The 25,433-nt window shown below is 70.2% G+C and carries 22 protein-coding genes; 5 read left to right on the top strand and 17 right to left on the bottom strand.

Annotated elements, in window-relative coordinates; translation table 11 throughout:
• Positions 1-28: 28 nt before the first annotated feature.
• The 4 genes from NVV32_RS13540 to NVV32_RS13555 are packed head-to-tail and all read right to left on the bottom strand — an operon-like array spanning position 29 to position 4,435.
• Entirely contained in the window at positions 29-1,558 is a 1,530-nt protein-coding gene (locus NVV32_RS13540) for an SLC13 family permease (protein ID WP_082471253.1), read from the bottom strand.
• The gene (locus NVV32_RS13545) at positions 1,555-2,214 is read right to left on the bottom strand and encodes a response regulator transcription factor (protein ID WP_422390497.1); all 660 of its coding nucleotides are present in this window, start codon (positions 2,212-2,214) and stop codon (positions 1,555-1,557) included. The genes NVV32_RS13540 and NVV32_RS13545 overlap by 4 nt, the downstream gene beginning before the upstream one ends.
• Positions 2,211-3,887, bottom strand: a complete 1,677-nt coding sequence (locus NVV32_RS13550) for an ATP-binding protein (RefSeq protein WP_422390498.1) — start codon at positions 3,885-3,887, stop codon at positions 2,211-2,213. Before NVV32_RS13550 ends, NVV32_RS13545 begins: the two co-directional genes overlap by 4 nt.
• A complete protein-coding gene (locus NVV32_RS13555) occupies positions 3,887-4,435 on the bottom strand; it encodes a hypothetical protein (protein ID WP_422390499.1) in 549 nt (182 codons plus the stop codon). Before NVV32_RS13555 ends, NVV32_RS13550 begins: the two co-directional genes overlap by 1 nt.
• Before the next feature lie 235 nt (positions 4,436-4,670).
• Here NVV32_RS13555 and NVV32_RS13560 point away from each other — a divergent pair, with 235 nt between their 5' ends.
• Positions 4,671-5,132, top strand: coding sequence for an NUDIX hydrolase (locus tag NVV32_RS13560; RefSeq protein WP_422390500.1), 462 nt, complete (start codon positions 4,671-4,673; stop codon positions 5,130-5,132).
• Between the two features lie 23 nt (positions 5,133-5,155).
• On the opposite strand, the gene NVV32_RS13565 is transcribed toward NVV32_RS13560, so the two are convergent.
• Entirely contained in the window at positions 5,156-7,711 is a 2,556-nt protein-coding gene (locus NVV32_RS13565) for an MMPL family transporter (protein WP_422390501.1), read from the bottom strand.
• A 44-nt stretch (positions 7,712-7,755) separates the two neighbouring features.
• A complete protein-coding gene (locus tag NVV32_RS13570) occupies positions 7,756-8,442 on the bottom strand; it encodes a TetR/AcrR family transcriptional regulator (protein ID WP_157365746.1) in 687 nt (228 codons plus the stop codon).
• 141 nt (positions 8,443-8,583) lie between these two features.
• Between NVV32_RS13570 and NVV32_RS13575 the strand changes: the two genes are divergently transcribed.
• Positions 8,584-9,558 (top strand): aldo/keto reductase, encoded by a 975-nt coding sequence (locus NVV32_RS13575; RefSeq protein ID WP_422390502.1) that lies wholly within the window; start codon positions 8,584-8,586, stop codon positions 9,556-9,558.
• Positions 9,559-9,585: 27 nt separating this feature from the next.
• Here the strand turns inward: NVV32_RS13575 and NVV32_RS13580 are convergent, their stop codons facing one another.
• Positions 9,586-10,332, bottom strand: coding sequence for a GAF and ANTAR domain-containing protein (locus NVV32_RS13580; protein ID WP_422390503.1), 747 nt, complete (start codon positions 10,330-10,332; stop codon positions 9,586-9,588).
• A gap of 129 nt (positions 10,333-10,461) precedes the next feature.
• Here NVV32_RS13580 and NVV32_RS13585 point away from each other — a divergent pair, with 129 nt between their 5' ends.
• Both NVV32_RS13585 and NVV32_RS13590 read left to right on the top strand, forming a co-directional pair.
• A complete protein-coding gene (locus NVV32_RS13585; protein ID WP_055767809.1) occupies positions 10,462-11,376 on the top strand; it encodes a cation diffusion facilitator family transporter in 915 nt (304 codons plus the stop codon).
• Entirely contained in the window at positions 11,376-11,702 is a 327-nt protein-coding gene (locus tag NVV32_RS13590; RefSeq protein WP_422390504.1) for an ArsR/SmtB family transcription factor, read from the top strand. Before NVV32_RS13585 ends, NVV32_RS13590 begins: the two co-directional genes overlap by 1 nt.
• A 59-nt stretch (positions 11,703-11,761) precedes the next feature.
• Here NVV32_RS13590 and NVV32_RS13595 read toward each other — a convergent pair whose 3' ends face one another.
• From NVV32_RS13595 to NVV32_RS13615, 5 genes are all read right to left on the bottom strand, one after another.
• Positions 11,762-12,187: a DUF779 domain-containing protein gene (locus NVV32_RS13595; protein WP_055767806.1), complete on the bottom strand. Its 426-nt coding sequence runs from the start codon at positions 12,185-12,187 to the stop codon at positions 11,762-11,764.
• An 11-nt stretch (positions 12,188-12,198) separates the two neighbouring features.
• Entirely contained in the window at positions 12,199-13,722 is a 1,524-nt protein-coding gene (locus NVV32_RS13600) for an aldehyde dehydrogenase family protein (RefSeq protein ID WP_055767803.1), read from the bottom strand.
• A gap of 94 nt (positions 13,723-13,816) precedes the next feature.
• Positions 13,817-15,622 carry a peptidoglycan DD-metalloendopeptidase family protein gene (locus NVV32_RS13605; protein ID WP_422390505.1) on the bottom strand — a complete coding sequence of 602 codons (1,806 nt, stop codon included), beginning with the start codon at positions 15,620-15,622 and terminating at the stop codon, positions 13,817-13,819.
• A gap of 135 nt (positions 15,623-15,757) precedes the next feature.
• Positions 15,758-17,101, bottom strand: a complete 1,344-nt coding sequence (locus NVV32_RS13610) for a GAF domain-containing protein (protein ID WP_422390506.1) — start codon at positions 17,099-17,101, stop codon at positions 15,758-15,760.
• A 61-nt stretch (positions 17,102-17,162) separates the two neighbouring features.
• A complete protein-coding gene (locus NVV32_RS13615) occupies positions 17,163-18,584 on the bottom strand; it encodes an FAD-dependent oxidoreductase (RefSeq protein ID WP_235498659.1) in 1,422 nt (473 codons plus the stop codon).
• 155 nt (positions 18,585-18,739) lie between these two features.
• On the opposite strand from NVV32_RS13615, the gene rarD reads away from it, so the two are divergent.
• Entirely contained in the window at positions 18,740-19,741 is a 1,002-nt protein-coding gene (gene rarD / locus NVV32_RS13620; protein WP_082471249.1) for an EamA family transporter RarD, read from the top strand.
• A 33-nt stretch (positions 19,742-19,774) separates the two neighbouring features.
• Here rarD and NVV32_RS13625 read toward each other — a convergent pair whose 3' ends face one another.
• From NVV32_RS13625 to NVV32_RS13645, 5 genes are all read right to left on the bottom strand, one after another.
• Positions 19,775-20,332: a MarR family winged helix-turn-helix transcriptional regulator gene (locus NVV32_RS13625; protein ID WP_422390507.1), complete on the bottom strand. Its 558-nt coding sequence runs from the start codon at positions 20,330-20,332 to the stop codon at positions 19,775-19,777.
• Positions 20,333-20,604: 272 nt separating this feature from the next.
• A complete protein-coding gene (locus NVV32_RS13630) occupies positions 20,605-21,447 on the bottom strand; it encodes a universal stress protein (protein WP_422390508.1) in 843 nt (280 codons plus the stop codon).
• Positions 21,448-21,572: 125 nt separating this feature from the next.
• A complete protein-coding gene (locus NVV32_RS13635; protein WP_422390509.1) occupies positions 21,573-23,096 on the bottom strand; it encodes an APC family permease in 1,524 nt (507 codons plus the stop codon).
• Positions 23,093-23,986, bottom strand: a complete 894-nt coding sequence (locus tag NVV32_RS13640) for a universal stress protein (protein ID WP_422390510.1) — start codon at positions 23,984-23,986, stop codon at positions 23,093-23,095. Before NVV32_RS13640 ends, NVV32_RS13635 begins: the two co-directional genes overlap by 4 nt.
• Positions 23,987-23,988: 2 nt before the next feature.
• The gene (locus tag NVV32_RS13645) at positions 23,989-25,392 is read right to left on the bottom strand and encodes a flavin monoamine oxidase family protein (protein ID WP_422390511.1); all 1,404 of its coding nucleotides are present in this window, start codon (positions 25,390-25,392) and stop codon (positions 23,989-23,991) included.
• Positions 25,393-25,433: the final 41 nt, after the last annotated feature.

Consider the following 25,433-nt stretch of genomic DNA (forward strand, 5'->3'; position numbering starts at 1 on the left):
GACGATGCAGGATCTGTGGTGCGGGTGGTCAGGGGAAGAGCGGGAGGCCCAGGAGCGGCCAGACGAGGAAGCTGAAGAGCAGCACGAGGGCCACGTTGACGGGTGCCAGGAGCGAGGACAGGCGGAGCAGATCCCTGGCCGCATAGGTCTCGACGTCGTCCACGGCGGCGAACATGGCCACCGGCTTGGCCGAGCTCGTGAGGGTGTGGCAGAACCCGGCTGCGGCGGTGGAGGCGAAGGCCGCGGCCATCGGGTCCACGCCCACGGCCGGAGACAGGGCGATCACGATCGGGATCAGGACGGCCGAGCGCGCGGACCTGCTCTGGATGACCAGGTGGGCGAAGGTGGACAGCAGCACCACGAGGACCACGAAGAGGGGTGCCGCAGCCGCTCCCAGGGACCGGATCGGCTCCAGCACCCCGCCGGCCAGCCACTCGGCGGCACCGGTGGACACCAGGGCGTTGCCGAGGGCGAGGGTCGCGGCCATGAAGAGCAGGAGTGACCAGGGCACGGACTTGAGTCCCTTGGCCAGTTCCACGGAGCCGTAGCTCGGCGAGGCCGCGATCAGGGCCCCGATCAGTGCCACGAGGGCCGGGTCCAGCCCGTGCAGGGGCTCGGTGCACCACAGCACGACGACGGCCCCGAGCAGGAGTGCGGCCCGGGACTCGGCGACGGTCAGGGGCCCGGTGACGGGAGTGGCGGAGTGCCGCTCGAGGTCCCGGGCACTGATGCCCAGTCGCTCGGTGCGATCAGCAGCCGAGGTGAACATGCGCAGCACGATCTCGGCGCAGACGTGCGAGGCGACCAGCGCCAGCGGGAGGCCGAGCAGGAGCCAGGTGGCGAAGTCGAAGCTCTCCCCCGTGGCCGTCTCGAGGATCTGGCTCGTGATCAGGTGCGCTCCGGCCCCGAGGAACGATCCGACGGCCGAGAGCAGGATCACCGAGGGGAAGAGGATCGCCAGAGCCTTGATCAGGGCCTCCCGCTCCCCCAGGGCGTGCCGCAGGGCGAGGAAGACCGGCAGCGCCAGCGCGGCGCGGCCGGAGGTCGACGGGACCGCGAAGGTGGTGACCACGAGGGCGAGGGTGGCCAGGTGGGCGAGCTGCCGTGGCGTGGTCGCTCCCGCGATGATGAAGGCCGCGCCCCGGTTGGCGAGGCCGGAGGCTCGTACCCCTGCCGCGATCACGAAGGCGGCCAGGAGCAGCCAGATCGTCTCCTCACCCAGGGTCGAGAAGAGCGAGGCGGTGTCCATCGTGCCCGTGAGGACCAGGACGGTCGCCGCTCCCAGTGCGATGTAGGTGTCATCGATGGCGGTGAAGATCCAGAACCACACGGCGAGGATGAAGACCATCAGCGTGACGGCCCCCTGCGGGGAGAGTCCCGTCCCGGGTTGCTGGGCGGCCAGGATGACGCCTGCTGCGATCAGGAGGCCGGCCAGGGCCGCCACCGCCCGGACGACGGTCCGGCGGACGGAGCCACCGGTCGTGGTGGACGACGGTGCAGCTCCGGAGGTCCCCGATCCTCGTGGCGGGGGCGTGGTGACGTGTTCGATCATGCTCATGGCAGCCGGTACCCCGCTCCCCTGATCGTCTCGATCCGCGCGGCACCGATCTTGCCGCGGAGGGCCCGGACGTAGACATCGACCACGTTCGACCCGGGATCGAAGTTGTAGCCCCAGACGTGGTTGAGCAGCTGTTCGCGGGAGATGACGCGGTCCGGATGGCGCAGGAAGACCTCGAGGATCGCGAATTCGCGCGCTGTCAGTTCGACGATCTCGTCGCCGATCCGCACGCGCCGGGAGTGGAGGTCGAGGGACAGCCCGCCGTGCTCGATCATGGCACCACCGGTCGCGGGAGCGTGGTCGACGAGGCGCAGCCGGATCCGGGCGATGAGCTCGGCGACGTGGAACGGTTTCGTGACGTAGTCGTTCGCGCCGCCCTCCAGCCCGGCCACCGTGTCCAGCGCACTGTCCCTGGCGGTCAGGACGATCACCGGTGTCGACACCCCCTCACCCCTGATCTGGGCGAGGACCTCGAACCCGTCCAGCAGTGGCAGGCCGATGTCGAGGATGATGAGGTCGAAACCGGACGCCCGTGCCAGGAAGAGCGCGGTCTCGCCGTCGGCGGCGTGCTCGGTCGAGTAGCCGGCCGCCTGCAGTCCCTTCTGCACGAAGGATGCGACGTGAGGATCGTCCTCGGCGACCAGGATGCGGCTCATGGTGCTCCTTGCGGTGTCGTGCTCCCGATGGCGGGGAGCGAAGCGGTGACGGGCGTCGACTCGTGGTGCCCCGGCGCGCCGTCGCCGGCCGCCCGGACCCCGGGTGGGCCGGGCGGACCGGACGGCGGTTCCACCGCGGGCCGGTCCGTGGTGTTCTCCGGTGCGGGAAGCAGCAGCCCGAACGTCGCGCCGTTGCCGGGTTCGCTGCGCACCCAGGCTGAGCCGTCGTGGCCGTCGGCGATCGCCCGGACGATCGCGAGACCGAGACCGGCGCCCCCACGCTGACCGGCGCTGCGTCTGTCAGCAGGCAGGGAGTTGGCAGAGCCGTGCTCGAAGCGTTCGAAGATCGCGGCAGCTTCCTCCTCGGTGACCCCGGGCCCGGCATCCGCGACCCAGATCCGCAGCCGGCGGTCAGGGCCGGTGCCCTCATAGGCGGAACCGATCCTGACGTCGGAATCCCCGGGGGTGTACTGCACGGCGTTCGCCCCGAGTTGGAGCACTGCCTGGGTGATCCGTTGGCTGTCGAGAGCGACAGCACCCTCCGCGACCTCCATGAGCAGCCAGCGCCGGTCACCGAGGGCCTGCATCTTCGCCTCGAGGTCCAGCATCAGGACGGCGACGTCCACCGGTGCCCTCTGGACGAAGTCGGGCCGTTCGGCCTTCACCAGCAGCAGGAGGTCGGACACGATCCGCGCCATCCGGGACAACTCGCCGTCGACGAGCGCCAGGGTGGCGGCACGGCTCCGGGGATCATCGTCGATGAGCTCGAGGTGGCCGCGGATCACGGTGATCGGCGTCCGTAGCTCGTGGCTGGCGTCGTCGATGAAGTTCCGCTGCGTCACGTAGGCGTGCTCGAGCCGGTCCAGCATGTCGTTGAAGGTGGAGGCGAGGGCTGCGACATCGTCCCGGCCCTGCACCGGCACGCGCGCCGTGAGATCGGATTCGGTGATCTCGGTGGCCACGCGCCGCACGTCCCTGATCGGCCGCAGGATCTGGCCGGCGACCAGCCAGGCGATCCCCGCGGTGAACAGCAGTCCACCGAGCGCGACGAAGAAGATCACGGTGACGGTCTCCTGGACCTGTGCGTACCCGCCGCGGGTGAAGGCGGCGGTGATGAGCGTCCCGTCCTCGGTACCGGCCTCGACCTCCACCTTCCCCCAGCGCATGGGGCCGGCAGCCGTCTCCCGGACACCGGAGGCCGAGGGATCCTCACGGAGATCCTGCAGCAGGTCCGTGTCGGCGGACAGCCGGTAGGTCTCGTTGTTGCCGCGTCCGGACGATCCGAGGTACAGCACCTCGTCACCGGTGACGCCGAGGATGACCTCCCCGGCCGACGCGTTCTGACGCGAGAGATACCGCTCGAGCAGCTCGCTGACGGACATGTACGGCTGCGCGGTCAGGGGATCCACGGCCTCACCGGCGAAGGTGGTGAACTCCTGGATCTCCTGCACCACGTCGTCGTTCGCATCCCTGTCCACGCCCGCGATCAGCAGTGACCGGACGGTGACGAGCAGCGCGATCAGCGCCAGGGCCGTGGTGAGGACGATCCATCCGACGATGCGCCACCGCGCGGACACCGGAGACCCACCGAGGGGTTTGGCGACCCGCCCGGCCGGGGACGGGTCCCTTACCGGGGCGGCCGCAGACCCGGGACCACCCGGTGGGGAGGCCATCAGTCCTCCCCGGTCGTGGCTGCGTCGTCGTCGATCTCCCCAGGGGCGAGCCCGTCCTCCGTGCCGTCATCGCCGTCGCCGGCTCCGTCGTCGCCGTCGTCGTCGCCCAGCACCTGCCGTTCCACCAGCCCGGGAGTCTCCTGCTGCGGCGGAGCGACGGGGGCGGGAACCGGTGCCGGCACCGGGGGGACCGGTGCCGGGCTCGGCTGAGGTGCGGCGGACGAGTCCGGAGACGTGGACGGTCCTGACGGCGCGGCCGCAGGGGGTTCGGACGCGGGCGGCGTCACGGCGGCGCCGTCGTCCACCCCGGAACCTGCCCCGGTGGTCCGGGCGAGATCGACCACCACCGTGCGCGGTTCCACCGGCGGCACCTCCGCGGGTCGGCTCAGGGCCTGGCTTCCCACGGCGAGGAGTGCCGGGACGGCGAGCAGCCCTCCTGCAGCGAGCACGCGGGGGATGAGGGACATCGGGACTCCTGGATGGTGGTGCGGTCGGGGCGTGCCGGCGACGGTCCCGATGCGGACGATCATCCACAGCAGGCGCTTCATCGCCATCACCTACTGTCGCGTACTCCCGTGACACCCCGATGAACCACGGATGAGGATTCCTTCATCCGGCGCCGGTCCAGCGGATTCCCGTCCTCCGCGCACCAGGACCCCCCGGTCGCTCACGCCACGGGCCGGTCCGTGGGGCGGCGGGTACGCCCGGCGGCTGTTCACGCCCAGGACCATGTCCCCCAGGGCAGCGGGTAGCGTGGCAGGACGACGAGGGGAGGATCCAGCGGTGGCCGATCCCTTGAAGCCCACGCGGGTCCGGGCCGCCGCCTACGTGCTGCGCGGCGAGGGCGCCGGACGCGAGGTCCTGGTCTTCGACCACGTGGACCACCCGGAGGCGGGCACGCAGGTACCCGGTGGCGGCGTCGACCCCGGGGAGACGCTCGACGAGGCCGCCCGCCGGGAGGTCCTCGAGGAGACGGGGCTCACGGTGCGTGGCCCCCTGCTGGCCCTCGGCGTCTGCGCGACACCACCCGCCCCGCCGGTCCCGGACCAGATCACCGTCTTCTTCGCGGTGGAGACGGCGGAGCGGCGATCGTCCTGGGAGCACCGCGTCACCGGAAACGCGGCGGACCCCGGCTCGGACACCGGTCTGCTGTTCCGCTGCTACTTCGTGCCGCTGGCGCGGGCACAGGAGGTCGGACGGGCGACGGGCAACGACCACCTCGCCCTCGCGCACCTGCTGCGCTGACGCGGGCAGCAGGTGCGCGTGACTCACGCCGGTACGGACTCCTTCGCCCGCTCCGGCTCTTCGCCGAGCAGCTTGGCGCCCTCCACGTCGACGTCGGGCAGGATGCGCTGCAGCCAGGCGGGAAGCCACCAGGCGTGCTTGCCGAGCAGGTACATGGCGGCCGGCACCAGCGTCATCCGGACCACGAAGGCGTCCAGCAGCACGCCGAAGGCCAGCCCGAAGCCGATCGGCCGGACCATGGCCAGGTGGGAGAAGACGAAGCCGGCGAACACCGACACCATGATGATCGCCGCCGCGGTGACCACGCGGGCGCCGTGGCTGAACCCGATGCGGACTGCGGCCTTCGGATCGTCGCCGTGGACGAACGCCTCGCGCATACCGGACACGAGGAACATCTGGTAGTCCATCGCGAGACCGAAGAGCACGCCGATCAGGATGATGGGCAGGAAGCTGAGGATGGGCCCGGGGTTCGTGACGCCGAAGAAGCCGCCGAGCCAGCCCCACTGGTAGATCGCCACGGTGGCCCCGAAGCTCGCGAGCAGTGAGAGCAGGAAGCCCGCTGTGGCGATGATCGGGACGAGGATGGAGCGGAAGACGAGCAGCAGCAGGATCAGCGAGAGACCCACGACGATCCCGAGGTACACCGGCAGCGCCTCCATGAGCTTCGCGGAGACGTCGATGTTCGCCGCCGTCTGCCCCGTGACGGCGATGGCGACCCCCGTCTCCTCCTCGAAACGGTCGGTCTCGGCGCGGAGATCGCGGACGAGGTTCTCCGTGGTCTCGCTGGCGGGGCCCTCCTCCGGGATCACCTGGAAGATCGCCGTGCGGCCGTCCTCGCTGACCGTCGCGGGGACGGAGGCGGCGACGTCGGGCACGTCGAGCAGGAGGTCGTTGACGTCCAGGCGCAGTGCCGTCTGCTCCGCCTCGGTGGCGGTCTCGGGCAGCGAGCCGACGACGATCAGCGGGCCGTTGGTGCCGGCGCCGAACTTCTCGCCGATGGTGCTGTAGGCCTGGAACGCCGTGGAATCGGCGGGTTCCGTTCCGCCGTCGGGCAGACCGACCCGCAACTGGGCGGCGGGGATGGCGATGACGCCGAGCAGCAGGACGCCGGCGAGAACCGTCAGGACCGGCTTCCGGGTGACCAGCCCGCCCCAGCCGGCGCCCCTGGCGGCACGCTCGTCGGCGAGGGAGGTGCCGCCGTCGGCCGCGACCGGCGTGGCCGCCGAGTGCTTGTGTCCGCGGGCCTTGGCCCAACGGCGCTTGGACACGACACGACGCCCCATCAGGGCGAGCAGGGCCGGGGTCAGGGTGAGGGCCACCAGGACCGACACGGCGACCGTCCCGGCTGCGGACAGGCCCATCACGGTCAGGAAGGGCAGACCGGGGACGGCGAGCGCGGCGAGCGCAACGATCACGGTGATCCCGGCGAAGAGGACGGCATTGCCCGCCGTACCCGTGGCCCGGGCGATGGACTCCTGCAGCTCCATGCCGTGCAGGAGCTGCGTCCTGTGCCGGTTGACGATGAACAGCGAGTAGTCGATACCGACCGCCAGCCCGAGCATGAGCGCGAGGACGGGCGAGATGCTGTTCATCTCGATGATGCCGGACAGCGCGAAGGTCAGGCCGACGCCGACACCCACGCCGATGACCGCCATCAGCAGCGGCAGCCCGGCGGCGATGAGCGTGCCGAGCATGAGGACGAGGACCACGGCGGCGACGGCCAGGCCCACGGCCTCGGTGGCACCGACGATCCCGGAGACGTCCTCGACGATCTCCTTGCTGTAGTCGACGGTGACACCGGACGCCTCCGCCTCCGCCGCTGCCGCCTGCACGGCCTCCCGCAGTTCCGGCGAGACCCCGTTGATCTGCTGCTCGAACTGCACGCTCGCGACACCCGTGGACCCGTCCTCCGAGAGGAGGCCGACGCCCGACGACGCGTCGAGCTGCCGCTGCGCCAGATCGAGTTCCGTCCGGCCGGACTCGAGCTGCTCGCGGCCCGCCTCGAGTTCCGTGCGGCTCGCATCCAGCTGGTCCTGGCCCTGGGTGAGCTGCTGCTCGGTGGCGGTCACCTGCTGCCGTGGCAGCTGCGCACGGGCCTTCTCGAACTGGTCACGTTGTGCGTCGAGGTCCGCCTGGCCCTGCGCGAGCTGCTGCTCGCCTGCGGTCAGCTGCTCCTCGCTCGCCTCGAGCTCGGTGCGTCCCGCCTCGAGCTCCTCGGCACCGGCCGCCACCTGGTCGGCGACATCGAACGGATCGACGACGCCGCGGATACCGTCGAGGTCGGCGGTGTCCGCGAGGGCCGACTGCACGCCCTCACGCTGTTCTGCGGAGAAGGGTGCACCGTCGTCGGTCGTGAAGACCACGGTGCCGGTGCCGCCCACCGCCTCGGGCAGCTCCTCCCTGAGCCTGTCGGAGATCCGCTGCGACTCCGTGCCGGGGATGGTGAAGTTGTTCGTCAGGGTGCCCGAGAACGCCACGGCGGCGCCACCCACGGCGAGCATGATGGCGAGCCACGCGGAGATGACCCACCACCGCCGACGGAACGCGAAGGAGCCGAGCCGATAGAGCAGGAATGCCATGGGGGTCCTCAGGGGAAGAAGCGGTGATGCGGACGGGTGGAGGGTCAGACGGGCTGACCGGGCGAAGCGTGCGTGTCCCGAGCGGTGGACGGGGCACCGGAGGCGACGGGTTCGGAGAACCCGTCGCGGAGCATGGAGAGCGCGGCGAGGATGCGGGCCTCGAGCTGTTCGCCGGAGTCCTCCGCATCCTCCGCGGTGGTGGCAGCCCAGTCACGCACGGCCGCCTTGGTGCAGGAGAGCACCGATCCGACGAGCGCGGTCAGGTACAGGTCGCCGGTGACGGACCCGAGCCTGCGGCGGAGCGCTTCCGCGATCAGCACCTCCGCACGTTCCCAGGAGTGGAGCTGCGCCCGCAGGAGTTCCGGATTGGTGTCGGCCATGCGGAAGAGCTCACCGTGCTGGGACAGCCCCTCCATCCGCGTGGTCTCGCTGAAGGCCCGGATGATGGATTCGAAGAGGGGCTCGCCGGCCGGCATGCTCCCGAAGACACCGAGGGCCAGTTCGAGGAAACCGTCCATGCGCACGGTGAGGGCATCCTCGGCGCTGTGGAAGTAGTTGAAGAAGGTACGGCGGGAGACACCGGCGCGTTCGGCGATCTGGTCCGCGGTGAAGGCACCCGGGCCCACGGAGCGAGCCAGGTCGAAGGCGGCGTCCGCGATGGCACGCCGGGTGTCGATCTTGTTCCGCTCGCGGCGGCCCATGGGCTCCGCATCATCCGTCGTTCTCAGCACAGTCCCAGCGTAGGCGAATAATTGCACACCGTGCAATCAGGGCTCGGCGGGGGAACTCCCGGCCCATGGTCGGGCCGCCAGGCGTACTCTGGCCCGGAGTGCTGACACCTCCCCTCCTCCCCATCAATGAAGGCGAATCCCATGAAGACCATCTCCCTCGGCGCCGGCCTCGGCGTCTCCCGGCTCGGACTCGGCTGCATGGGCATGTCCGCGTTCTACACCGGCAGCGGCATGGACGACGCCGGGGCGACGACGACGCTGCACCGCGCGCTGGACCTCGGCGTCACCTTCTTCGACACCGCCGAGATGTACGGCCCCTACGCGAACGAGGAACTGCTGGGCCGGGCGTTCCGTGGCAGGCGTGACGGGATCGTCATCGCGACGAAGTTCGGGACCATCCGGCACACCGTCGACGACGCGCGGGGCCTCGACGGCAGCCCGGAGAACGTGCGCCTCTCGGTCGAGGGCTCGCTGCGGCGGCTGGAGACGGACTACATCGACCTCTACTACCAGCACCGGATGGACCCCTCGGTCCCCGTCGAGGACACCATGGGGGCCCTCGCCGATCTCGTGCACGAGGGCAAGATCCGGCACATCGGACTCTCGGAGGCCGCGCCGGACACGATCAGGCGGGCGAACGCCGTGCACAGGGTGACCGCGCTGCAGACCGAGTACTCGCTGTGGAGCCGCGATCCGGAACGCGAGATCCTGCCCCTCGTGCGGGAACTCGGCATCGGGTTCGTCCCCTACTCGCCGCTGGGTCGGGGATTCCTGACCGGCACCATCCGATCGGTGGACCAGCTCGACGCCGAGGACTTCCGGCGCAACAACCCCCGGTTCGCCGGGGAGAACCTGCAGGCCAACATCCGCATCGTGGAGCAGGTGGACGAGGTCGCACGCCAGATCGACGCGACGCCCGGTCAGGTGGCGCTCGCCTGGCTGCTCGCGCAGGGGGACGACATCGCCCCCATCCCCGGGACCAAGCAGGTGCACTACCTCGAGGAGAACGTCGCGGCCGACGCCCTCGCCCTGACGGCGGATCACCTCGCCGCGCTCGACGACGTCGCAGCGCCTGTCGGCGACCGCTACGAGGACATGTCCGGCGTCGACCGCTGAGAGGGTCCTGCGCGGCGATCGTCCGCCTCAGCCCTGCCCGCCCCGCGTGAGGGGCAGGCGCCCCGAGTGGGCGAGTTCGTCGGCCACCGCGAGCAGTTTGACGTTGGTGTCCGCCGAGACCTGGACCAGCATGATGAACGCCTGCCCGGCGGTGATGGCGTACCGCTCCATCAGGATGCCCTTCGCCTGGCCGATCAGGTCACGCGTGGCGATGGCGTCCTTGAACTGGTGCAGTTTCTGGGCATCGGCGAAGGCGACGGCAGCGTGCGCCGCGACGAGCAGCCCCACGTACTCGGACTCCTCGGTGAAGGCGTTCGGCGCCCGCCCGACGAGGTTGAGGGCGCCGAGGTTGTCCCCTTCCACGAAGAGCTGGAAGGAGAGCATGCTCCCGGCGCCGGCCCGGGCGGCTTCCGCCGAGAACTCGGGCCAGCGGTCCTCGTCCCGGAGATCCGGCACCCTGACCGTCTGCTCGTCGTAGACGGCGCTGAGGCAGGGACCTTCCCCGGTGCGCTCCTGCAGTTCGTCGAGGACCTGTGCGAGCCGGCCCGACGGCGCCCGCGACTCGACGCGCCGCCGCCCGGTGACGAGGGTGATCGAGGCTTCGTCGGCCCCGGGGACCAGGTCGATGGAACCGGGGACCAGGCGTTCGAGAACGGCGTCCTCGGAGTCCTCCCGCTGGAGGGAACGTGCGAGTTCGCTCAGCCTGCCGGCGACGTCGTCCTGCGGCAGGGTCCAGCCGTCGCCACGTCCGTCCGGGCCGTCGTCGGGAACCATCGAGTTCTCCTGCCATGATCGGCACCTCGCTGTGGGTGGACGAGCCACCCGGCCGGCGGCCGCGGACCCTCACCGTACCAGCGCACGCAATCGGTCGCCGCGATTCAGCTGTCGCTGTACTATCGGGGGATGGGCTCCCATCACCACCACGCTCCGGCCAGGGCACCCCGCGGCCCGCTGGCCGGCGCCCTCGGTATCACCCTCGCCGTCTTCGTCCTGCAGGTCGCGGGCGCTCTCTGGACCGGGAGCCTCGCGCTGCTCTTCGACTCCGTCCATGTCCTGACGGATGCCGCCGGCCTCGCGATGGCTCTCGGCGCGGCGTCGCTGGCCCTGCGCCCCGCGACCCCGCAGCGTTCCTGGGGCTTCCGGCGCGCCGAGGTGATCGCAGCCCTGCTGCAGGCGGCCTTCCTGCTCGCCGTGGGTGCCTATGTCCTCGTCGAAGGGGTCCGGCGCCTCATCACACCGGAGGACGTCGCCGCACCGCAGATGATCGTGTTCGGCGTCGTCGGGCTCGCGGGGAATCTCGCCGCCCTCGGGATCCTCTCCCGGCACCGTGCGGCGAACTTCAACCTGCGCGCAGCCTTCCTCGAGGTCCTCAACGACGCCCTCGGGTCCGTCGCGGTGATCGTCGCGGCGGTGGTCATCACCCTGACCGGCTGGATGAGGGCCGACGCCGTGGTCGCGATGCTCATCGGGGCGCTGATCATCCCCCGGACGGTCCGACTCCTGCGCGAGACCATCGACGTCCTGCTCGAATCGACGCCGGCGGGGATCGACCTGGCGGAGGTGCGGGACCACATCGCCCGCCTGCCGCAGGTCCGCGATGTGCACGATCTCCACATCACGCAGATCGCGACCGGCCTGCCCGTCCTGACCGCGCACATCGTGGTCGACGACGCCTGCTACCGGGACGGATCCGCCCACGCGGTGCTGGACCAGCTGCAGGAATGCGTGGGCCGGCACTTCGAGGTCGGCATCGACCACTGCACCTTCCAGATCGAACCCGCCGGGCATGTCCCCCACGAGACGGAGCTGTCCCACTGATGCTGCTGACCCTGACCTCCACGTCCGTGCTCGAACGCGTGGGCACGGCCCTCTCGGACCCGACCCGCGTCCGCATCCTGGTGGCACTACGGGACTCCCCCGCGTACCCGAGCGACCTCGCGGACGCCCTCGGCGTCAGCAGGCAGAGTCTCTCCAACCACCTCTCGTGCCTGCGGGGGTGCGGGTTGGTCGTCTCGGTCCCCGAGGGCCGTCGGTCCCGCTACGAGCTCGTGGACCCGAAGCTCGGCCACGCACTCACGGACCTCCTCGGGATCGTGCTCGCCGTGGACCCGGGCCACGAGGGGCACGCCCACCCCACGGACTGAGCCCTGACGGCAGGAGGACCCGGAGGGTTCGGCCCTCCGGGTCCTCCTGTCTCCGTCCCCTACTGCATCAGCCGGGACCGGATGAGGAACCTCTTTCCCTCCGGCGCCTCGACCGAGAACCCGCTGCCCCGACCCGGCACCACGTCGACGGTCAGGTGGGTGTGGCGCCAGTACTCGAACTGCTCCCGCGACATCCAGAACTCGATGAGGCGGGACCCGCCGTCGCCCTCGGCCGATGCGGCATCCCTGCCGGCCGGGCCCGCGGAGATGTCCAGCACCCCCAGGAGCACGTCGGCCTCCGCGGTGATGAACTCCCCTGCCGGGTAGCACATCGGTGACGAGCCGTCGCAGCACCCGCCGGACTGGTGGAACATGAGCGGCCCGTGGATGAGCCAGAGCTTGTCCAGCAGCTCGACGGCGCTGTCCGTCAGGGCCACCCGGGAAACGGTGTCACCCGGGATGGTCACTGATGCCTCGACGGTCATGGCGTCTCCTCCTAGAAGAACCCGAGCTTGGATTCCGAGTAGCTGACCAGGAGGTTCTTGGTCTGCTGGTAGTGGTCGAGCATCATGGCGTGGTTCTCGCGGCCGATGCCCGAGGACTTGTACCCACCGAACGCGGCTCCCGCCGGATACGCGTGGTAGTTGTTCACCCACACCCGGCCGGCCTGAATCTCGCGGCCCGCCCGGTAGGCCACGTTCCCGTTCCTCGACCAGACACCCGCGCCGAGCCCGTAGAGGGTGTCGTTGGCGATCTCCATCGCCTCGGCATAGTCGTTGAACCGCGTGACCGAGACGACCGGCCCGAAGATCTCCTCCTGGAACACCCGCATGTTGTTCGTCCCCTCGAACACGGTGGGCTTCACGTAGTAGCCCTCGGCGAGGTCGCCGTCGAGCATGTTGCGCTCGCCGCCGATCAGGACCTTCGCGCCCTCCTGCGTGCCGATGTCCATGTAGGAGAGGATCTTCTCCAGCTGGTCGTTCGAGGCCTGGGCGCCCACCTGCGTGTCCGTGTCCAGCGGGTTGCCCTGCACCATCTTCTCCACACGGGCGATCGCGTCACTCATGAAGGAGTCGTAGATGGAGCCCTGCACGAGGGCGCGCGACGGGCAGGTGCACACCTCGCCCTGGTTGAGCGCGAACAGGGCGAAGCCCTCGAGGGCCTTGTCGTAGAAGGAGTCATTGCTGTCCGCGACGTCGGAGAAGAAGATGTTGGGGCTCTTGCCTCCGAGTTCCAGCGTCACCGGGATGAGGTTCTGACTCGCGTACTGGCTGATGAGGCGGCCCGTGGTCGTCTCCCCCGTGAAGGCGATCTTGCGGATGCGCTTGCTGGAGGCGAGCGGCTTGCCGGCCTCGACCCCGAATCCGTTGACCACGTTCACCACGCCTGCCGGCAGGATGTCGCTGATCAGCTCCATGAGGACCAGGATCGACGTCGGCGTCTGCTCGGCAGGCTTCAGGACGACGGCGTTGCCTGCGGCGATGGCCGGCGCCAGCTTCCAGGTGGCCATCAGGATGGGGAAGTTCCACGGGATGATCTGCCCGACGACACCGAGCGGCTCGTGGTAGTGGTAGGCCGTCATGTCCTCGTCGAGCTGGGACAGGTGGCCCTCCTGCGCGCGGATGGCGCTGGCGAAGTACCGGAAGTGGTCGACGGCCAGCGGCATGTCGGCCGCGAGTGTCTCACGAACGGGCTTCCCGTTGTCCCAGGTCTCGGCCACCGCGAGCATCTCGAGGTTCTCCTCCATCCGGTCCGCGATGCGGTTGAGGACGGACGCACGCTCGGCGACGGAGGTCTTGCCCCACGCGGGAGCGGCCTTGTGGGCGGCATCGAGGGCGAGGTCGATGTCCTCGGAGGTACCGCGGGCCACCTCGCAGAAGGCCTTGCCCGTCACGGGCGAGATGTTCTCGAAGTACTGGCCCTTGATCGGTGGTGCCCACTCACCGCCGATCCAGTTCTCGTAGCGCGGCTTGAAACTGACCTTCGATCCATCCTGGCCAGGCTGGGCGTAAACAGTCATTGTCCAACTCCTTGAACTCCGTGTGTGCAGGACGTCGTCGTCCCTGCTGCACAGCGTAGGAGCCCGATGGTTGCATCAACGTTGCATCCCCGGATCAGCCCTCGGTGGTGGATCCCTCGTCCGGTTCCTCCGCAGGTGCGCCCGGCTTCCTCGCCGCCGGGTCATCGGCCGGAGCACCCTCGACGGGAGCCTCCGGATCGGCGCAGGGATCCTCGCTGGCCGGCTCCACCCCGGGATCGGTTCCGGCGGGATTCGTGGCGGGCGAAGCACCAGCGGTCGGTGCGGCGGCGACGGGTTCCGCCGGAGCATCTGCCGTCCGCTGCTCGGCGTCGACGGGATCCGTGGCGCAGGGCGGCTCGGTCGGGTCGACGACGGGCGGCTCCGTCGGGGCCGGGGTCACCGGCTCCGTCGGGGCAGGCACCGGCGTAGCGGTCGGGCTCGGCGCCGGCGCAGCGGTCGGGCTCGGCGTCGGTGTGGCGCTCGGCGTCGCAGACGCGGTCGGCTTCGGGCTCGGGCTCGGCGCCGGCGTAGCGCTCGGCGTCGCAGACGCGGTCGGCTTCGGGCTCGGGCTCGGCGCCGGCGTAGCGCTCGGCGTCGCAGACGCGGTCGGCTTCGGCGTCGCAGACGCGGTCGGCTTCGGCGTCGCAGACGCGGTCGGCTTCGGCGTCGCAGACGCGGTCGGCTTCGGCGTCGCAGACGCGGTCGGCTTCGGCGTCGCAGACGCGGTCGGCTTCGGCGTCGCAGACGCGGTCGGCTTCGGCGTCGCAGACGCGGTCGGCTTCGGCGTCGCAGACGCGGTCGGCTTCGGCGTCGCAGACGCGGTCGGCTTCGGCGTCGCAGACGCGGTCGGCTTCGAATCAGCAGGTCGGGCCGGCTTCGATGTGACGGGTGACCCGGGCTTCGCGACCGGTGGGACGGACGTCGGCGGCTCGGCCGCGGCTTCCGGCACAAGCCCGTCAACCAGGGCGGAGCCGAGATCCTGCCCTGACGCGACCGGCAGGATGTCGCTCTCCAGGACCGGCGGCTGCTGGTCGGACCGGGTGGAGGACTGGGCCCAGGCGGGGATGTCGGACGCACCGACGTCGCCGGGGGTGTAGTCCTTCACCTCACCCGTGCGCTCGCCGTGCGAGGTGGGAACGAAGCTCCAGCGCAGGGGGTCGACGTGCTCGCCGTCGAGGATGGTCTCGAAGTGCAGGTGGCAGCCCGTGGAGGATCCGGTGGTACCGAGCTCGGCGATGGGATCACCGCCGTTGACGGTGTCGCCTTCAAGCACGGAGATGCCCTGGAGGTGGTTGTAGGTGGTGATGAGGCCGTTGCCGTGATCGACCTCGACCCGGTTACCGCCACCCCACGGGTGCCAGCCGACGGCTCGGACCGTACCCGCGTCAGCCGCGAAGACGGGAGTGCCGCAGGGCGCCGAGTAGTCCTGGCCGGTGTGGAACTCGCCGGGCTGGCCGCTGATCGGGCTGGTCCGGAAGCCGAAGGACGACGTGGGCGTGAGCTCGTCGAGCGGAGCGAACAGACTCCCGGCAGCCGGGTGCTTGACGGCCTGGACCGAGAGTGCCTCGGACGCGTCTGCTCCTGCCGTGGCGGGTACGGCGTCCGGTTCGGGGGCGAAGGTGACGGGATCCAGCGTGTCGCCGGTTCCGAACGGCGTGAGCAGCGATTCGCCCACCGTGCCGGTGGGTGACAGGGAGTCGTCGCCGATGAGTGCGGAGAGCGTCATGCGGGAGTCGTCCGGCCCGACGGCGGACGCGGCCTCCCACGACTGCGGCACGATTCCCTGGAAGCCGACGAAGCAGACCACCATCGCGAGGCTGGCGTTCATCTTCGTGCGCGATGAACCACTGGCGCGCCTCTGCACCTTCGACCTGCTCAGGTGCTTACCGGCCTGCGTCACGAACGTCCCCCTGTAGAAATACTGCGTCCGGCGGCCGGATCGGGCGATCGCCCCGGACCTCGTCAGCCACCATGCACAACGTTAGCCCGCGCACAGCGCCCACCGCGACGATTTGTTGCGATTGGCTAACAAAATTCAGGAGAACTTGAGCCTTCCGGTGGATGTACCCGTCAACTCGGCCTCGAGCCGCTCCACGTGGGTCACGACGACGGCTCGTCGGGGCGATCGCCGAGGCAGGACACGCAACGCCAGGCGCCACGCATCGACGTCGTCCTCGGCTTCCGTCAGCAGGAGATACTGCAGCAACGTCTCGGGCGACCCGTCCGTCAGCACGGCGTCCCGCAGGAGCGTGGACACCTCGTTCCGGAGGCGGACGACGGCAGGCGCCTGGGACCGCGGCAGGACAGGGCCCCGGTAGATCCCGAGCGCCATGCGGTGGGCGCCTCGCTGCAGGTAGCTGAGCACCTGCACGGCGTCGACGACCAGTTCCGCGGGCAGCCTGTAGGGGCGGGACTGCGGCACCATGTCACCGCCGTGCTGAGCGAGGACCTTGCGCAGCCTCAGCATCTCCGCCCGGACTGTCGTCCCTGAGGCATCCTCCGGATAGGCCATCACGGCCAGCTGGTCCGCGGTGAGCCCCTCGGGGTGGAGCGCGAGGAGGGTCAGCAGTTCCGCGTGGCGGAGACTCAGTTCCAGGGAGGCGCCGCCCGCGTGCACCAGGCCGTGGTCCGTACCGAGGATCTGCAGGCTGTTGCGGTAGAGGGCGCCTGCCGTGGGAGCCGGCCGGCGCCGTCGGGCGCCCGGTAGCCGGCTCTGCAGCCGGTGGATGCTCAGGTGCGCCTCCGCGGCGGCGACGGCAGCCTCCACGAGGGCCAGCGTGTGAGTGGCCACGGCTTCGGAGGTACCGGTGATGTCGATGACGCCGAGCACGGTACCGGAATCGGGATCGTGCAGCGGAACGGCAGTGCAGCTCCACGGATGCACCTGGGGGCTGAAGTGTTCGGCGCCGGCGATCTGCACGCTGCGGCGGAGCGCGAGGGCGGTTCCCGGCGCGCTGGTCCCCACGGTCTCCTCCGACCAGTCCGCACCGGCCATGAACAGCATGCCCTCGGCCCGACGGCGCAGCTCGCGGTCACCGTCCACCCACAGGAGGCGGCCGTTCTCGTCGCCGACCGCCACGAGCATCCCGGCGTCCAGGCTCGGCTGGACGAGCAGGCGGTCGATCACCGGCATGACCGCCGCGAGGGGGTGCGCCTGCCGGTACACCTCGAGGTCCTCCTCCGACCAGAACAGGCGTGCGTGCGCCGTCGAGGGGTTCGGGAGGTGGGTGAGGGACCGCAGCCACGACTCCTCGACCAGGCCGCGCAGGTTGCCGTCGAGGCCACCGCCCTGCCCCAGGGCCTCATGAGCGGCGAAAGCCCTCCGCTGCAGGATCTCGGAGGAGAGATCCGTGGGGAGCGTTGAACGGGACGGCACCATCGACACTCCGCTTCGTGACCTGTCCCCCGTGGGGCGTGGGACAGGTCACAGTGTAGCGGGCCTACTCACCGCGGGAAATGGCCACCATGTCCTCGCGGGGCACCAGCTTCACGCGCTCCCTGACCACTTCCGCGGCGCCCGACGTGTTGACGAAGTTGGAGCCGAGCTTCATCTCGTGGGCATCGAGCTTCAGCCACCCGTCCCACGTGGTGTAGCGGACGCCGCGCTCCTCGAGGAGCGTGATGATGGCGTCCTCCGACGGGTCCTCGGCGGGCGGCAGGTTCAGCCGGTCCTCGAGCAGGAAGCCGATCGTCTCGAGGGCATCGCCCTTGGTGTGCCCGATCAGGCCCACGGGCCCGCGCTTGATCCACCCCGTCGCGTAGATGCCGGGTACCGGCGCGCCGCTCTCGTCGATCACGCGGCCGCCCTCGTTGGGGATGACGCCGCGCTTGTCGTCGAAGCCGACCTCGGGCAGCTCGGAGCCGAAGTACCCGATGGCGCGGTAGACGGCCTGCACCGGGTAGTCGATGATCTCGCCGGTACCGCGGACGTTGCCGTCCCCGGTCAGCTCGGTGCGCTCGAACCTCATGCCGGCGACCTTGCCGGGCGTCTCCACGGAGTCGTGGATCTCGACCGGGGAGTGCAGGAAGTGGAGGTGCAGCCGCCGGGACGCGCCGGTCGGCTCGTCCTCGACCAGCCAATTGGTGAGTGTCTTCACCATCGTCTTGGTCTGGTTGTTGGTGGCGATCTGCTGCTCGGAGCCGGCGTCGAAGTCGAAGTCCTCGGGGTAGAGGACGATGTCGACGTCACGCGAGTGCGAGAGTTCGCGCAGTTCCAGGGGCGTGAACTTCACCTGCGCCGGTCCGCGGCGGCCGAACACGTGCACGTCGGTGACGGGCGATGCCTTCAGGCCCTGGTAGACGTTCTCGGGGATCTCGGTGGAGAGGAGGTCGTCGGCGTGCTTCGACAGGATCCGCGCGACGTCGAGGGCTACGTTGCCGTTGCCGATGACGGCGATCTCCTTCGCCTCGAGCGGCCAGTCGCGGCTCACATCGGGGTGTCCGTCGTACCAGGAGACGAAGTCGGCACCGCCGAAGGAGCCGTCGAGGTCGACCCCGGGGATGGTCAGGTCCGCATCGCGGATGGCACCGGTGGCGAAGATGACGGCGTCGTAGAAACGGCGGAAGTCGGACAGGGTGAGGTCCCTGCCGTAGTTGATGTTGCCGAGGAAGCGGATGTCGCCGCGGTCCAGCACCTTGTGCAGGGCATTGACGATCCCCTTGATGCGCGGGTGGTCTGGGGCAACCCCGTAGCGGATCAGACCGTACGGCGCGGGGTACTGGTCGAACAGGTCGATGCTCACGGCGAAGTCGCCGCCCTGCACCTCGTTCGACTTCGTCAGGATGTCGGCGGCGTAGACGCCGGCCGGACCGGCGCCGATGATCGCGACCCGCAGCGGTCGTGCCGCAGCTGAGGTAGACACTGAATTGCCTTCTTCCCGATGGAGGAGCTCCTGCTGGATGCCGTGGTGCGGAATAAGCGCACAGTTCCCTATTCTAAATGGCCATGGCCGGGAGAGGGTCCATGAGTGGCGCGGATCTCCCCGGGCCGGCATCAGGTCCGCGGTGGACGCCCCGGATGCAGGGGAATAAAGGCCCGGCGCAGCCCGTTGCGGACCTCGTGAGCGGAACAGGTGCTGTGAGCGGTCGTCAGCCGAGGAGCGAGAACTCCGTCGGCATCCTCTTCGGCATCGGTGCGTACGGCCTGTGGGGCCTCCTTCCGCTCTACTTCCTGATCCTCGCGCCGGCCGGTCCCACCGAGATCGTCGCCAACCGCGTCCTGTGGTCCCTGATCTTCTGCGCCCTCCTGCTCACGGCGCTGCGCTCGTGGCGCCCGGTCCTCACCGCGCTCCGCACGCCGCAGATCTCGGGGACGCTCGCGGTCGCCGCCCTGCTGATCGCCGTGAACTGGTTCGTCTACACCTATGGCGTCACCTCCGGGCAGGCGATCGAAGCCTCGCTCGGCTACTTCATCAACCCCATCGTGTCGGTGCTCCTGGGGGTCTTCGTGCTGCGGGAGAAGCTCAGGCCCCTGCAGTGGACCGCCATCGGCATGGGCGTCCTGGCCGTGGTGGTGCTGGCCATCGGGTACGGCTCGGTGCCCTGGATCGCCCTCACCCTCGCCTTCTCCTTCGGGCTCTACGGCTTCATGAAGAAGCGCGTGGGGTCCCGCGTGGACGCGGTCTCGAGCCTCAGCATCGAGACCCTGGTCCTCACACCCATCGCTGCCGGCGTCATGCTGTGGCTCGCCTCGAGGGGGGAGGCCACACTGCTCACCGAGGGTACCGGCCACTTCTGGATCATGGCGGCCTCCGGTGTGATCACCGCGGTACCGCTGATCTTCTTCGGCGCAGCAGCGCGTCGGCTTCCGCTCACGACCATCGGCCTCCTGCAGTACCTGGCGCCCGTGCTGCAGTTCCTGCTGGCACTGCTGGTGCTGCACGAGGAGATGCCCTTCGAACGGTGGGTCGGTTTCAGCCTCGTCTGGGTGGGGCTCATCCTGCTGACCATCGACATGCTCCGTACCGTGCGGCGGCAGCCCAGGCCCGCCAGGGTGCCGGAACCGGCCACGGCGTCCTGACACCACACGCCGCCCGTTCCGGCCCGCCCGCCCTCACCCGGATCCCTCGGGCGGGGCACCAGGCCGACGACGATCGCGGCCACCCCTCGAGCCGGTGTCGGCAACCGACGCGCCGGTGACCGGAACGGGGAGCTCGGCCGTGAGGTAGGCGTCGTTGAAGCGGGACAGCAAACCTGCGAGCTCGACGACGTCGGCCGGTTCCCATCCCTCGAGCTGTCGGCGGAAGGTGCGGCGCCGCACGCCACGGGCGGCGTCGACGCGGCGAGCGCCCTCGGCGGTCAGCCTGACCGGGCGGGACCGTTCGTCGTCGACCGGCGCACTCCGCTCCACGAGCCCGAGCCGCACGAGCACCGCGACGTGGCCGCTCACGGCCGGCAGGCTCATGCCGAGCACCGCGGCCAGATCGGTGACACGGCACGGGCCGAGGGTCCTGGACGCCGAGAGCACGCTGTAGGCCGCGGGTTCCATCGCCGGATCGATCCCCCGTGCCAGCGACCGGCAGACGAGCTGCTCGCTGCGGCACATCGTCGCCGCCCGCTCCTGGACGCCGTCGAGCACGGAGTCCCGCGACCTCGGGACCGTGGGATCCACGCCTCCATCCATGGCCGAAGCCTAGGCAGCGGCCGCGCGCAGCGGAATGCCCCGGGCCAGCATTACCCCGGATGACTCACTCCGACCGTCCTGCTCCGGCACAGCACGGCAGCGCAGCGGCCTATACACCGCCCGGCAGGCACGACTGACGGCGACCTCGTGGCGGGATGGTGCCCCCTCACACCGTGGCCGGTCTGCCTCGATCCGGCGGGGCGGCAGATCCGGTCGTGCCGGTACCGATGCCCGCGCCCTGCCGCACGGGCGTGGTCAGGTCAGCGCGGAGTGCGCACCCAATCGCGCGGCACGACGACCATCGGCACCGGCAGCGCACGCAGCATCTTGTTGGCCGTCGCGCCGAGGAAGATCTGCCGATGCTGGGCGAGGCGGCTCGAACCGACGATGACCAGCTCCCCCGGATCCCACTCGATGCCGTCGATGGCCTGCTCGATCGTGCGGCCGTGCGCCACGATGATCGACGTCTCGTGCCCGTCCGGCAGCTGCCCGACGGCGCGTGCCAGGACCGAGTGGGCATGCTGGTGCGCCTGGTTGATGGCTTCACCCGAATCGGACGACTCCTGCACGTCGAGCGCCACGAGGGAGACGAGCCGGAGCGGGAGTCCCCGGCGCGCGGCCGACTCGACGGCGACGTCGATGGCGCCCTCCGCTCCCGGACGGTCGCCGACCGCGCACGTCATGCGGGTGAAGGTGGCCCGGTGCCGGTACCCGCGGGGGGCCAGCGCCACGGGGACCTTCGAACTGTGGAGCACCGCGTTCGCGACGCTGCCCACGGTGTACCGGCGGAGGAGTCCGTTGCTGGAAGCGCCGATGACGATCAATCCGGCGTCGACGTCGGCCGCCGCCTCGAGGAGGCCCTGCGCGAAGGAATCCGCCAGGCGCACGCGCGTGGTGACCTCGACGCCGTCGGGCACACTGTCCTTCGCACGGTCCAGCGCCTCCTGTGCCCTGCGCCCCCCGGGAGCGGAACTGCCGTCCTGCGGCCAGTCGAGCACCGTCACGAGGTCGATACCCGCTGACTGCGTCAGGGCCAGCGAGGTGGCCAGTTCGAGGGCGTCCTGCCCGCGGTCATTCTCGGTGTAGCCAACGACGTAGCGCACGGCGGGGTCTCCTCGGTGTGTACGGTGCGGGGGCGGCGCGGACGGCAGGCGCCGCACCGGATCGGTTCACTCTAGCGCAGCGCCTGCCGGGTGGCTGGGCGCCTCCCGACGGACGCCCGCCACGGCTACTCCTCCCGTGCCGCCGTGCCCTGGACCAGCACCTCCTGGCGGAAGAACGCCGGGTTGATCCGCGACCACACGAGCATCAGGACGGCACCGAGGAGGATCACGCCGATGCCGAGGATGAACACCATGCCGACCCCGAACAACTCGGACCCGGAGCCGTAGGCGGGATCCATGGAGTCCACGGCCGTCTTGACGAACATGACGAGCAGGATCACGCCGCCGAGCAGCGGGGCCAGGAAGCGGAAGAGCACGTTGCGTGCGCTCGAGAAGGCCTGGGCCCGGAAGTACCAGACGCAGGCCAGCGCCGTGATGCCGTAGTAGAAGCAGATCATCAGGCCGAGGGCGGTGATGGTGTCCCACAGCGCGTTCTCGGACACGAGCCGGGTGAACACGTAGAAGCCCGCGGCGGCGACGGCGGCAGCCACGGTGGCATAGCTCGGCGACTTGTGGGCGGGGCTGATGCGTCCGTAGCCCTTCGGCAGGGCCTTGTAGTGGCCCATGGCGAGCAGCGTGCGCGCCGGGGAGACGAAGGTGGACTGCAGGGAGGCGGCCGAGGAGCTGAGGACGGCCATGGACATCAGGATGGCGAACGGCCCCATCACCGGCCCGGCCAGCGTGGCGAAAATACTCTCCTGGTTGTCGGGATTGCCGGCTCCCAGCTCGCCGTCGCCCACGCCCGCGAAGGAGAGGGTGGCGAGGGCGACCGTGAGGTAGATGACCACGATCACGACGACGGTGAGGGCGCCCGCACGGCCCGGCGTCTTCTTCGGGTTGGTGGTCTCCTCGTTCATGGTCAGCGTCACGTCCCAGCCCCAGTAGATGAAGATGGAGAGCGAGACGCCGGCGGCGAAGGCCGAGAAGGACCCGACGGCGAACGGGTTGAACCACTCGGCACTGATGCTCGTCGCGTCGAACGCCGTGCCGTTGGCCACGTGGACGAAGGCCGCGATCGCGAACCAGGCGAGCACGACGAGCTGGAACGTGACGAGGACGTACTGGACGGTCTTGGTGGCCTCCATGCCCCGGTAGGACACGTAGCAGGCGAGCGCGATGAACACGAGCGTCGTCGCGATGTTCACCGGGAGGTCCAGGGTCAGCGCGGCGATCGAGGGGTCGTCGAGGATCTGCGAGAGCATCAGGTAGAAGAAGTCCACGGCGACGGCCGCGAGGTTGGAGAGCACGATCACGGTGGCCGCGATCAACCCCCAGCCTCCCATCCAGCCGACCCAGGGACCGAAGGCGCGGGTGGCCCACGTGAAGGAGGTGCCGGAGTCCGGCATGGCGCTGTTCAGCTCCCGGTAGCCGAGTGCCACGAGCAGCATCGGGATGAACCCGACCAGGAAGATGGCCGGCAGGTTCACGCCGACCTCGGCGACGGTGGGGCCGAGTGCCGCCGTGAGCGTGTAGGCGGGTGCCACGCAGGACACCCCGATGACCACGGCGCCCAGCAGGCCCACCGTGCCCGAGTCGAGGCCCTTCCTGCTGAGCCCGGTTCCCCTTTGTGTTGTCTCGTCGATACTCATGCATCCGCCTCTGTGGATAAGGTGCCCGGGCCGGAGGTGGTGCCGGGCGTTGCATACGTACGCGGGACGACGACCATGGGGATGGTCAGCGTACGCAGGATCTTGTTGGCCGTGGATCCGAGGAAGAGGCGCATGTGCTGCGCGAGGCGGCTCGAGCCGACCAGCAGCACCTCCCCCTCGTCCCAGGCCATCTCCTCGACGGCCTCCTCGATGGAGGACCCGTGCGCCGTCTCGACGCTCACCCGGCCTCCGGCCGCGAGCGACGACGCGGCCTCCGCGAGCCGCCGGTTCGCCTCGTCCTCGGCACCCCCGGCATCGGGTTGCCCGGCGTCGAGGGCCACGAGGGAGACGAGGCGGAGCGGAAGGCCACGGCGTTCCGCGGAGGACACCGCGACGGAGATGACGTCGTCGGCCCCCGCCCGCCGACCGACCGCGCAGGTCAGGCGTGTCACGGGCTCGGTGCGGCGGTATCCCCTCGGCGCGAGCGCGACCGGGACCGGCGCGGCGTGCAGGAGGCCGCGCGCCACGTTGCCCACGCTGAACCGGGCGGCGAGGCCCCGGGAGCTCGCGCCGATCACGATCAGCGACGCCTCGGTGTCCTCGGCGGCACGGATGAGTCCTTCGGCGTTGGACTCGGCCCGGATGACGACGCCGCGGGCCGTCACGTCGTCGGGGACGAGGGCCAGCCCCTGGTCCATCCACTCGCGCATCTGCTCTGACAGCAGGGTGTCGAAGCCCTGGTCCGGCGGGTACGTCCCCGCGTAGACGGAATGTTCGGGCGTGACGAGGACGAGGTCCAGGTCTGCGTCCTGCCGCCGTGCGAGCGCGACGGCGAGACAGACGGCGTCGTGCCCGCGCTCGTCCGCGGTGTAGCCGACGATGTAGCGCATGGTCAGGCCCCCTGGGCGGTGCCGGTGGACTGCAGTCCCGAGGACAGTTCGAGGTGGATCGCGGTCGCGGTGCGCTGACCCATGCGGATGGCACCGTCCACGTGCTGGTAGCCCTCCGCCGCGATGTCCGAGCAGGACCAGTGGATGGGGCCGACGGGCGTGCGCTGGTCCCGGCCGTAGCGGTGGAGCCCGCCGAGATCGTAGCTGGAGGCGTACGCTCCGCGCGTCCATTCCTCGGACGCCCAGTCGGACTCGTAGTACACCTCGGGCTGCAGCGCCTGCGGTCCGAGGAAGCCGGCGATCGAGGACAGGATGCGCTCGCGCCGCTCGTGCGGGGGGAGCTCGAACATCGCGTCCGCCTTCTCGTCGGAGATGAAGCCGACGAGCGTGCCCCGGGGGTCCTCGTGGTTGGAGTTGTCGTAGACCTCCTGCACGATCGAACCGGCACTGAAACCGGTGCCGGAAAGCCCCTCCTCGCGCCAGAACGGAGTGGTGTAGACGGCGTGCACCTTGATGACCAGGCCGAGCGACTGGTGCTGGTGCATCTGGTGCTGGCGGCGCGGCAGCGGGGGCTCGTAGCTGATGCGCGAGTACAGGTTGGGCGGGACGGCGACGACGGCGTAGCGCGCGTGCACCGTCGTCGTGTCCGAGACCACCGTGACGCCGTCGACCCCGTCGATGCCGCTCCAGCGCAGGGTACGCACGGGGCTCGAGAGGATCACGTCCTCCCCGAGGTCCGCCGCCATCCGCTCCGAGACGGACTGCATGCCGCCCACCACCCGCCGGTCGAGGATGAAGTCCTCGTCCACCAGGTTGGAGAACGAGCCGGCGGTCGCCGCCATGAGGATGGCCTGCAGGGTCGAGAAGGAGTGCGCTGGTTTGGTGAGCATGCCACCGGCGATGAAGAGGCCGATGTTGTCGCACGCCTCCTCGTCGTCGGACTGCTGCCGGAGCCAGTGGTGGAAGGAGATGGTGTCCAGTGCACGCGCGTCCGGATGGTTCCACGGCGCCTCCGGACCGGCCTCCGCCACGAGGCGGTCGAGGAGATCGATCAGCCGCTGCATCTCCTCCCGCGTGTACTCGTCCACGGGGAACATCTCCCCGGGGTAGCGGACGGGTGCTCCGTCGGGCCCGATGTAGACGGAGTCGCCGGCCCGGTACCGGGGGAACGTCGACATCCCGAGTTCGTCGAGGAGCCCGATCAGGGCGGTCTGGTCCGGGGAGACCCACTGGCCGCCCACTTCCAGCACCGCGCCCTCCACGACGTCGGTGTGGGTACGGCCGCCCACACGGTCCCTCGCTTCGAGGACGGCGACGCTGTGGCCGGCCTTCTTCAGTTCCCGTGCTGCGGTCAGGCCGGACGGGCCTGCCCCGATGATGACGACGTCGCGCTCGATGGTCTGCATGTGATCCTCCCGGCCCTGCATGACGAGGGCCACAAAATGAA

The sequence above is a fragment of the Arthrobacter sp. N1 genome, assembly GCF_048288285.1.
Classification (GTDB): Bacteria; Actinomycetota; Actinomycetes; order Actinomycetales; family Micrococcaceae; genus Arthrobacter_D.

Coding starts and splice junctions, on each gene's coding strand:
- NVV32_RS13540 (WP_082471253.1), bottom strand. CDS start 1,558: ATGAGCATGATCGAACACGTCACCACGCCCCCGCCACGAGGATCGGGG.
- NVV32_RS13545 (WP_422390497.1), bottom strand. CDS start 2,214: ATGAGCCGCATCCTGGTCGCCGAGGACGATCCTCACGTCGCATCCTTC.
- NVV32_RS13550 (WP_422390498.1), bottom strand. CDS start 3,887: ATGGCCTCCCCACCGGGTGGTCCCGGGTCTGCGGCCGCCCCGGTAAGG.
- NVV32_RS13555 (WP_422390499.1), bottom strand. CDS start 4,435: ATGAAGCGCCTGCTGTGGATGATCGTCCGCATCGGGACCGTCGCCGGC.
- NVV32_RS13565 (WP_422390501.1), bottom strand. CDS start 7,711: ATGGCATTCCTGCTCTATCGGCTCGGCTCCTTCGCGTTCCGTCGGCGG.
- NVV32_RS13575 (WP_422390502.1), top strand. CDS start 8,584: ATGAAGACCATCTCCCTCGGCGCCGGCCTCGGCGTCTCCCGGCTCGGA.
- NVV32_RS13580 (WP_422390503.1), bottom strand. CDS start 10,332: ATGGTTCCCGACGACGGCCCGGACGGACGTGGCGACGGCTGGACCCTG.
- NVV32_RS13585 (WP_055767809.1), top strand. CDS start 10,462: ATGGGCTCCCATCACCACCACGCTCCGGCCAGGGCACCCCGCGGCCCG.
- NVV32_RS13590 (WP_422390504.1), top strand. CDS start 11,376: ATGCTGCTGACCCTGACCTCCACGTCCGTGCTCGAACGCGTGGGCACG.
- NVV32_RS13595 (WP_055767806.1), bottom strand. CDS start 12,187: ATGACCGTCGAGGCATCAGTGACCATCCCGGGTGACACCGTTTCCCGG.
- NVV32_RS13600 (WP_055767803.1), bottom strand. CDS start 13,722: ATGACTGTTTACGCCCAGCCTGGCCAGGATGGATCGAAGGTCAGTTTC.
- NVV32_RS13610 (WP_422390506.1), bottom strand. CDS start 17,101: ATGGTGCCGTCCCGTTCAACGCTCCCCACGGATCTCTCCTCCGAGATC.
- rarD (WP_082471249.1), top strand. CDS start 18,740: ATGCAGGGGAATAAAGGCCCGGCGCAGCCCGTTGCGGACCTCGTGAGC.
- NVV32_RS13635 (WP_422390509.1), bottom strand. CDS start 23,096: ATGAGTATCGACGAGACAACACAAAGGGGAACCGGGCTCAGCAGGAAG.
- NVV32_RS13640 (WP_422390510.1), bottom strand. CDS start 23,986: ATGCGCTACATCGTCGGCTACACCGCGGACGAGCGCGGGCACGACGCC.
- NVV32_RS13645 (WP_422390511.1), bottom strand. CDS start 25,392: ATGCAGACCATCGAGCGCGACGTCGTCATCATCGGGGCAGGCCCGTCC.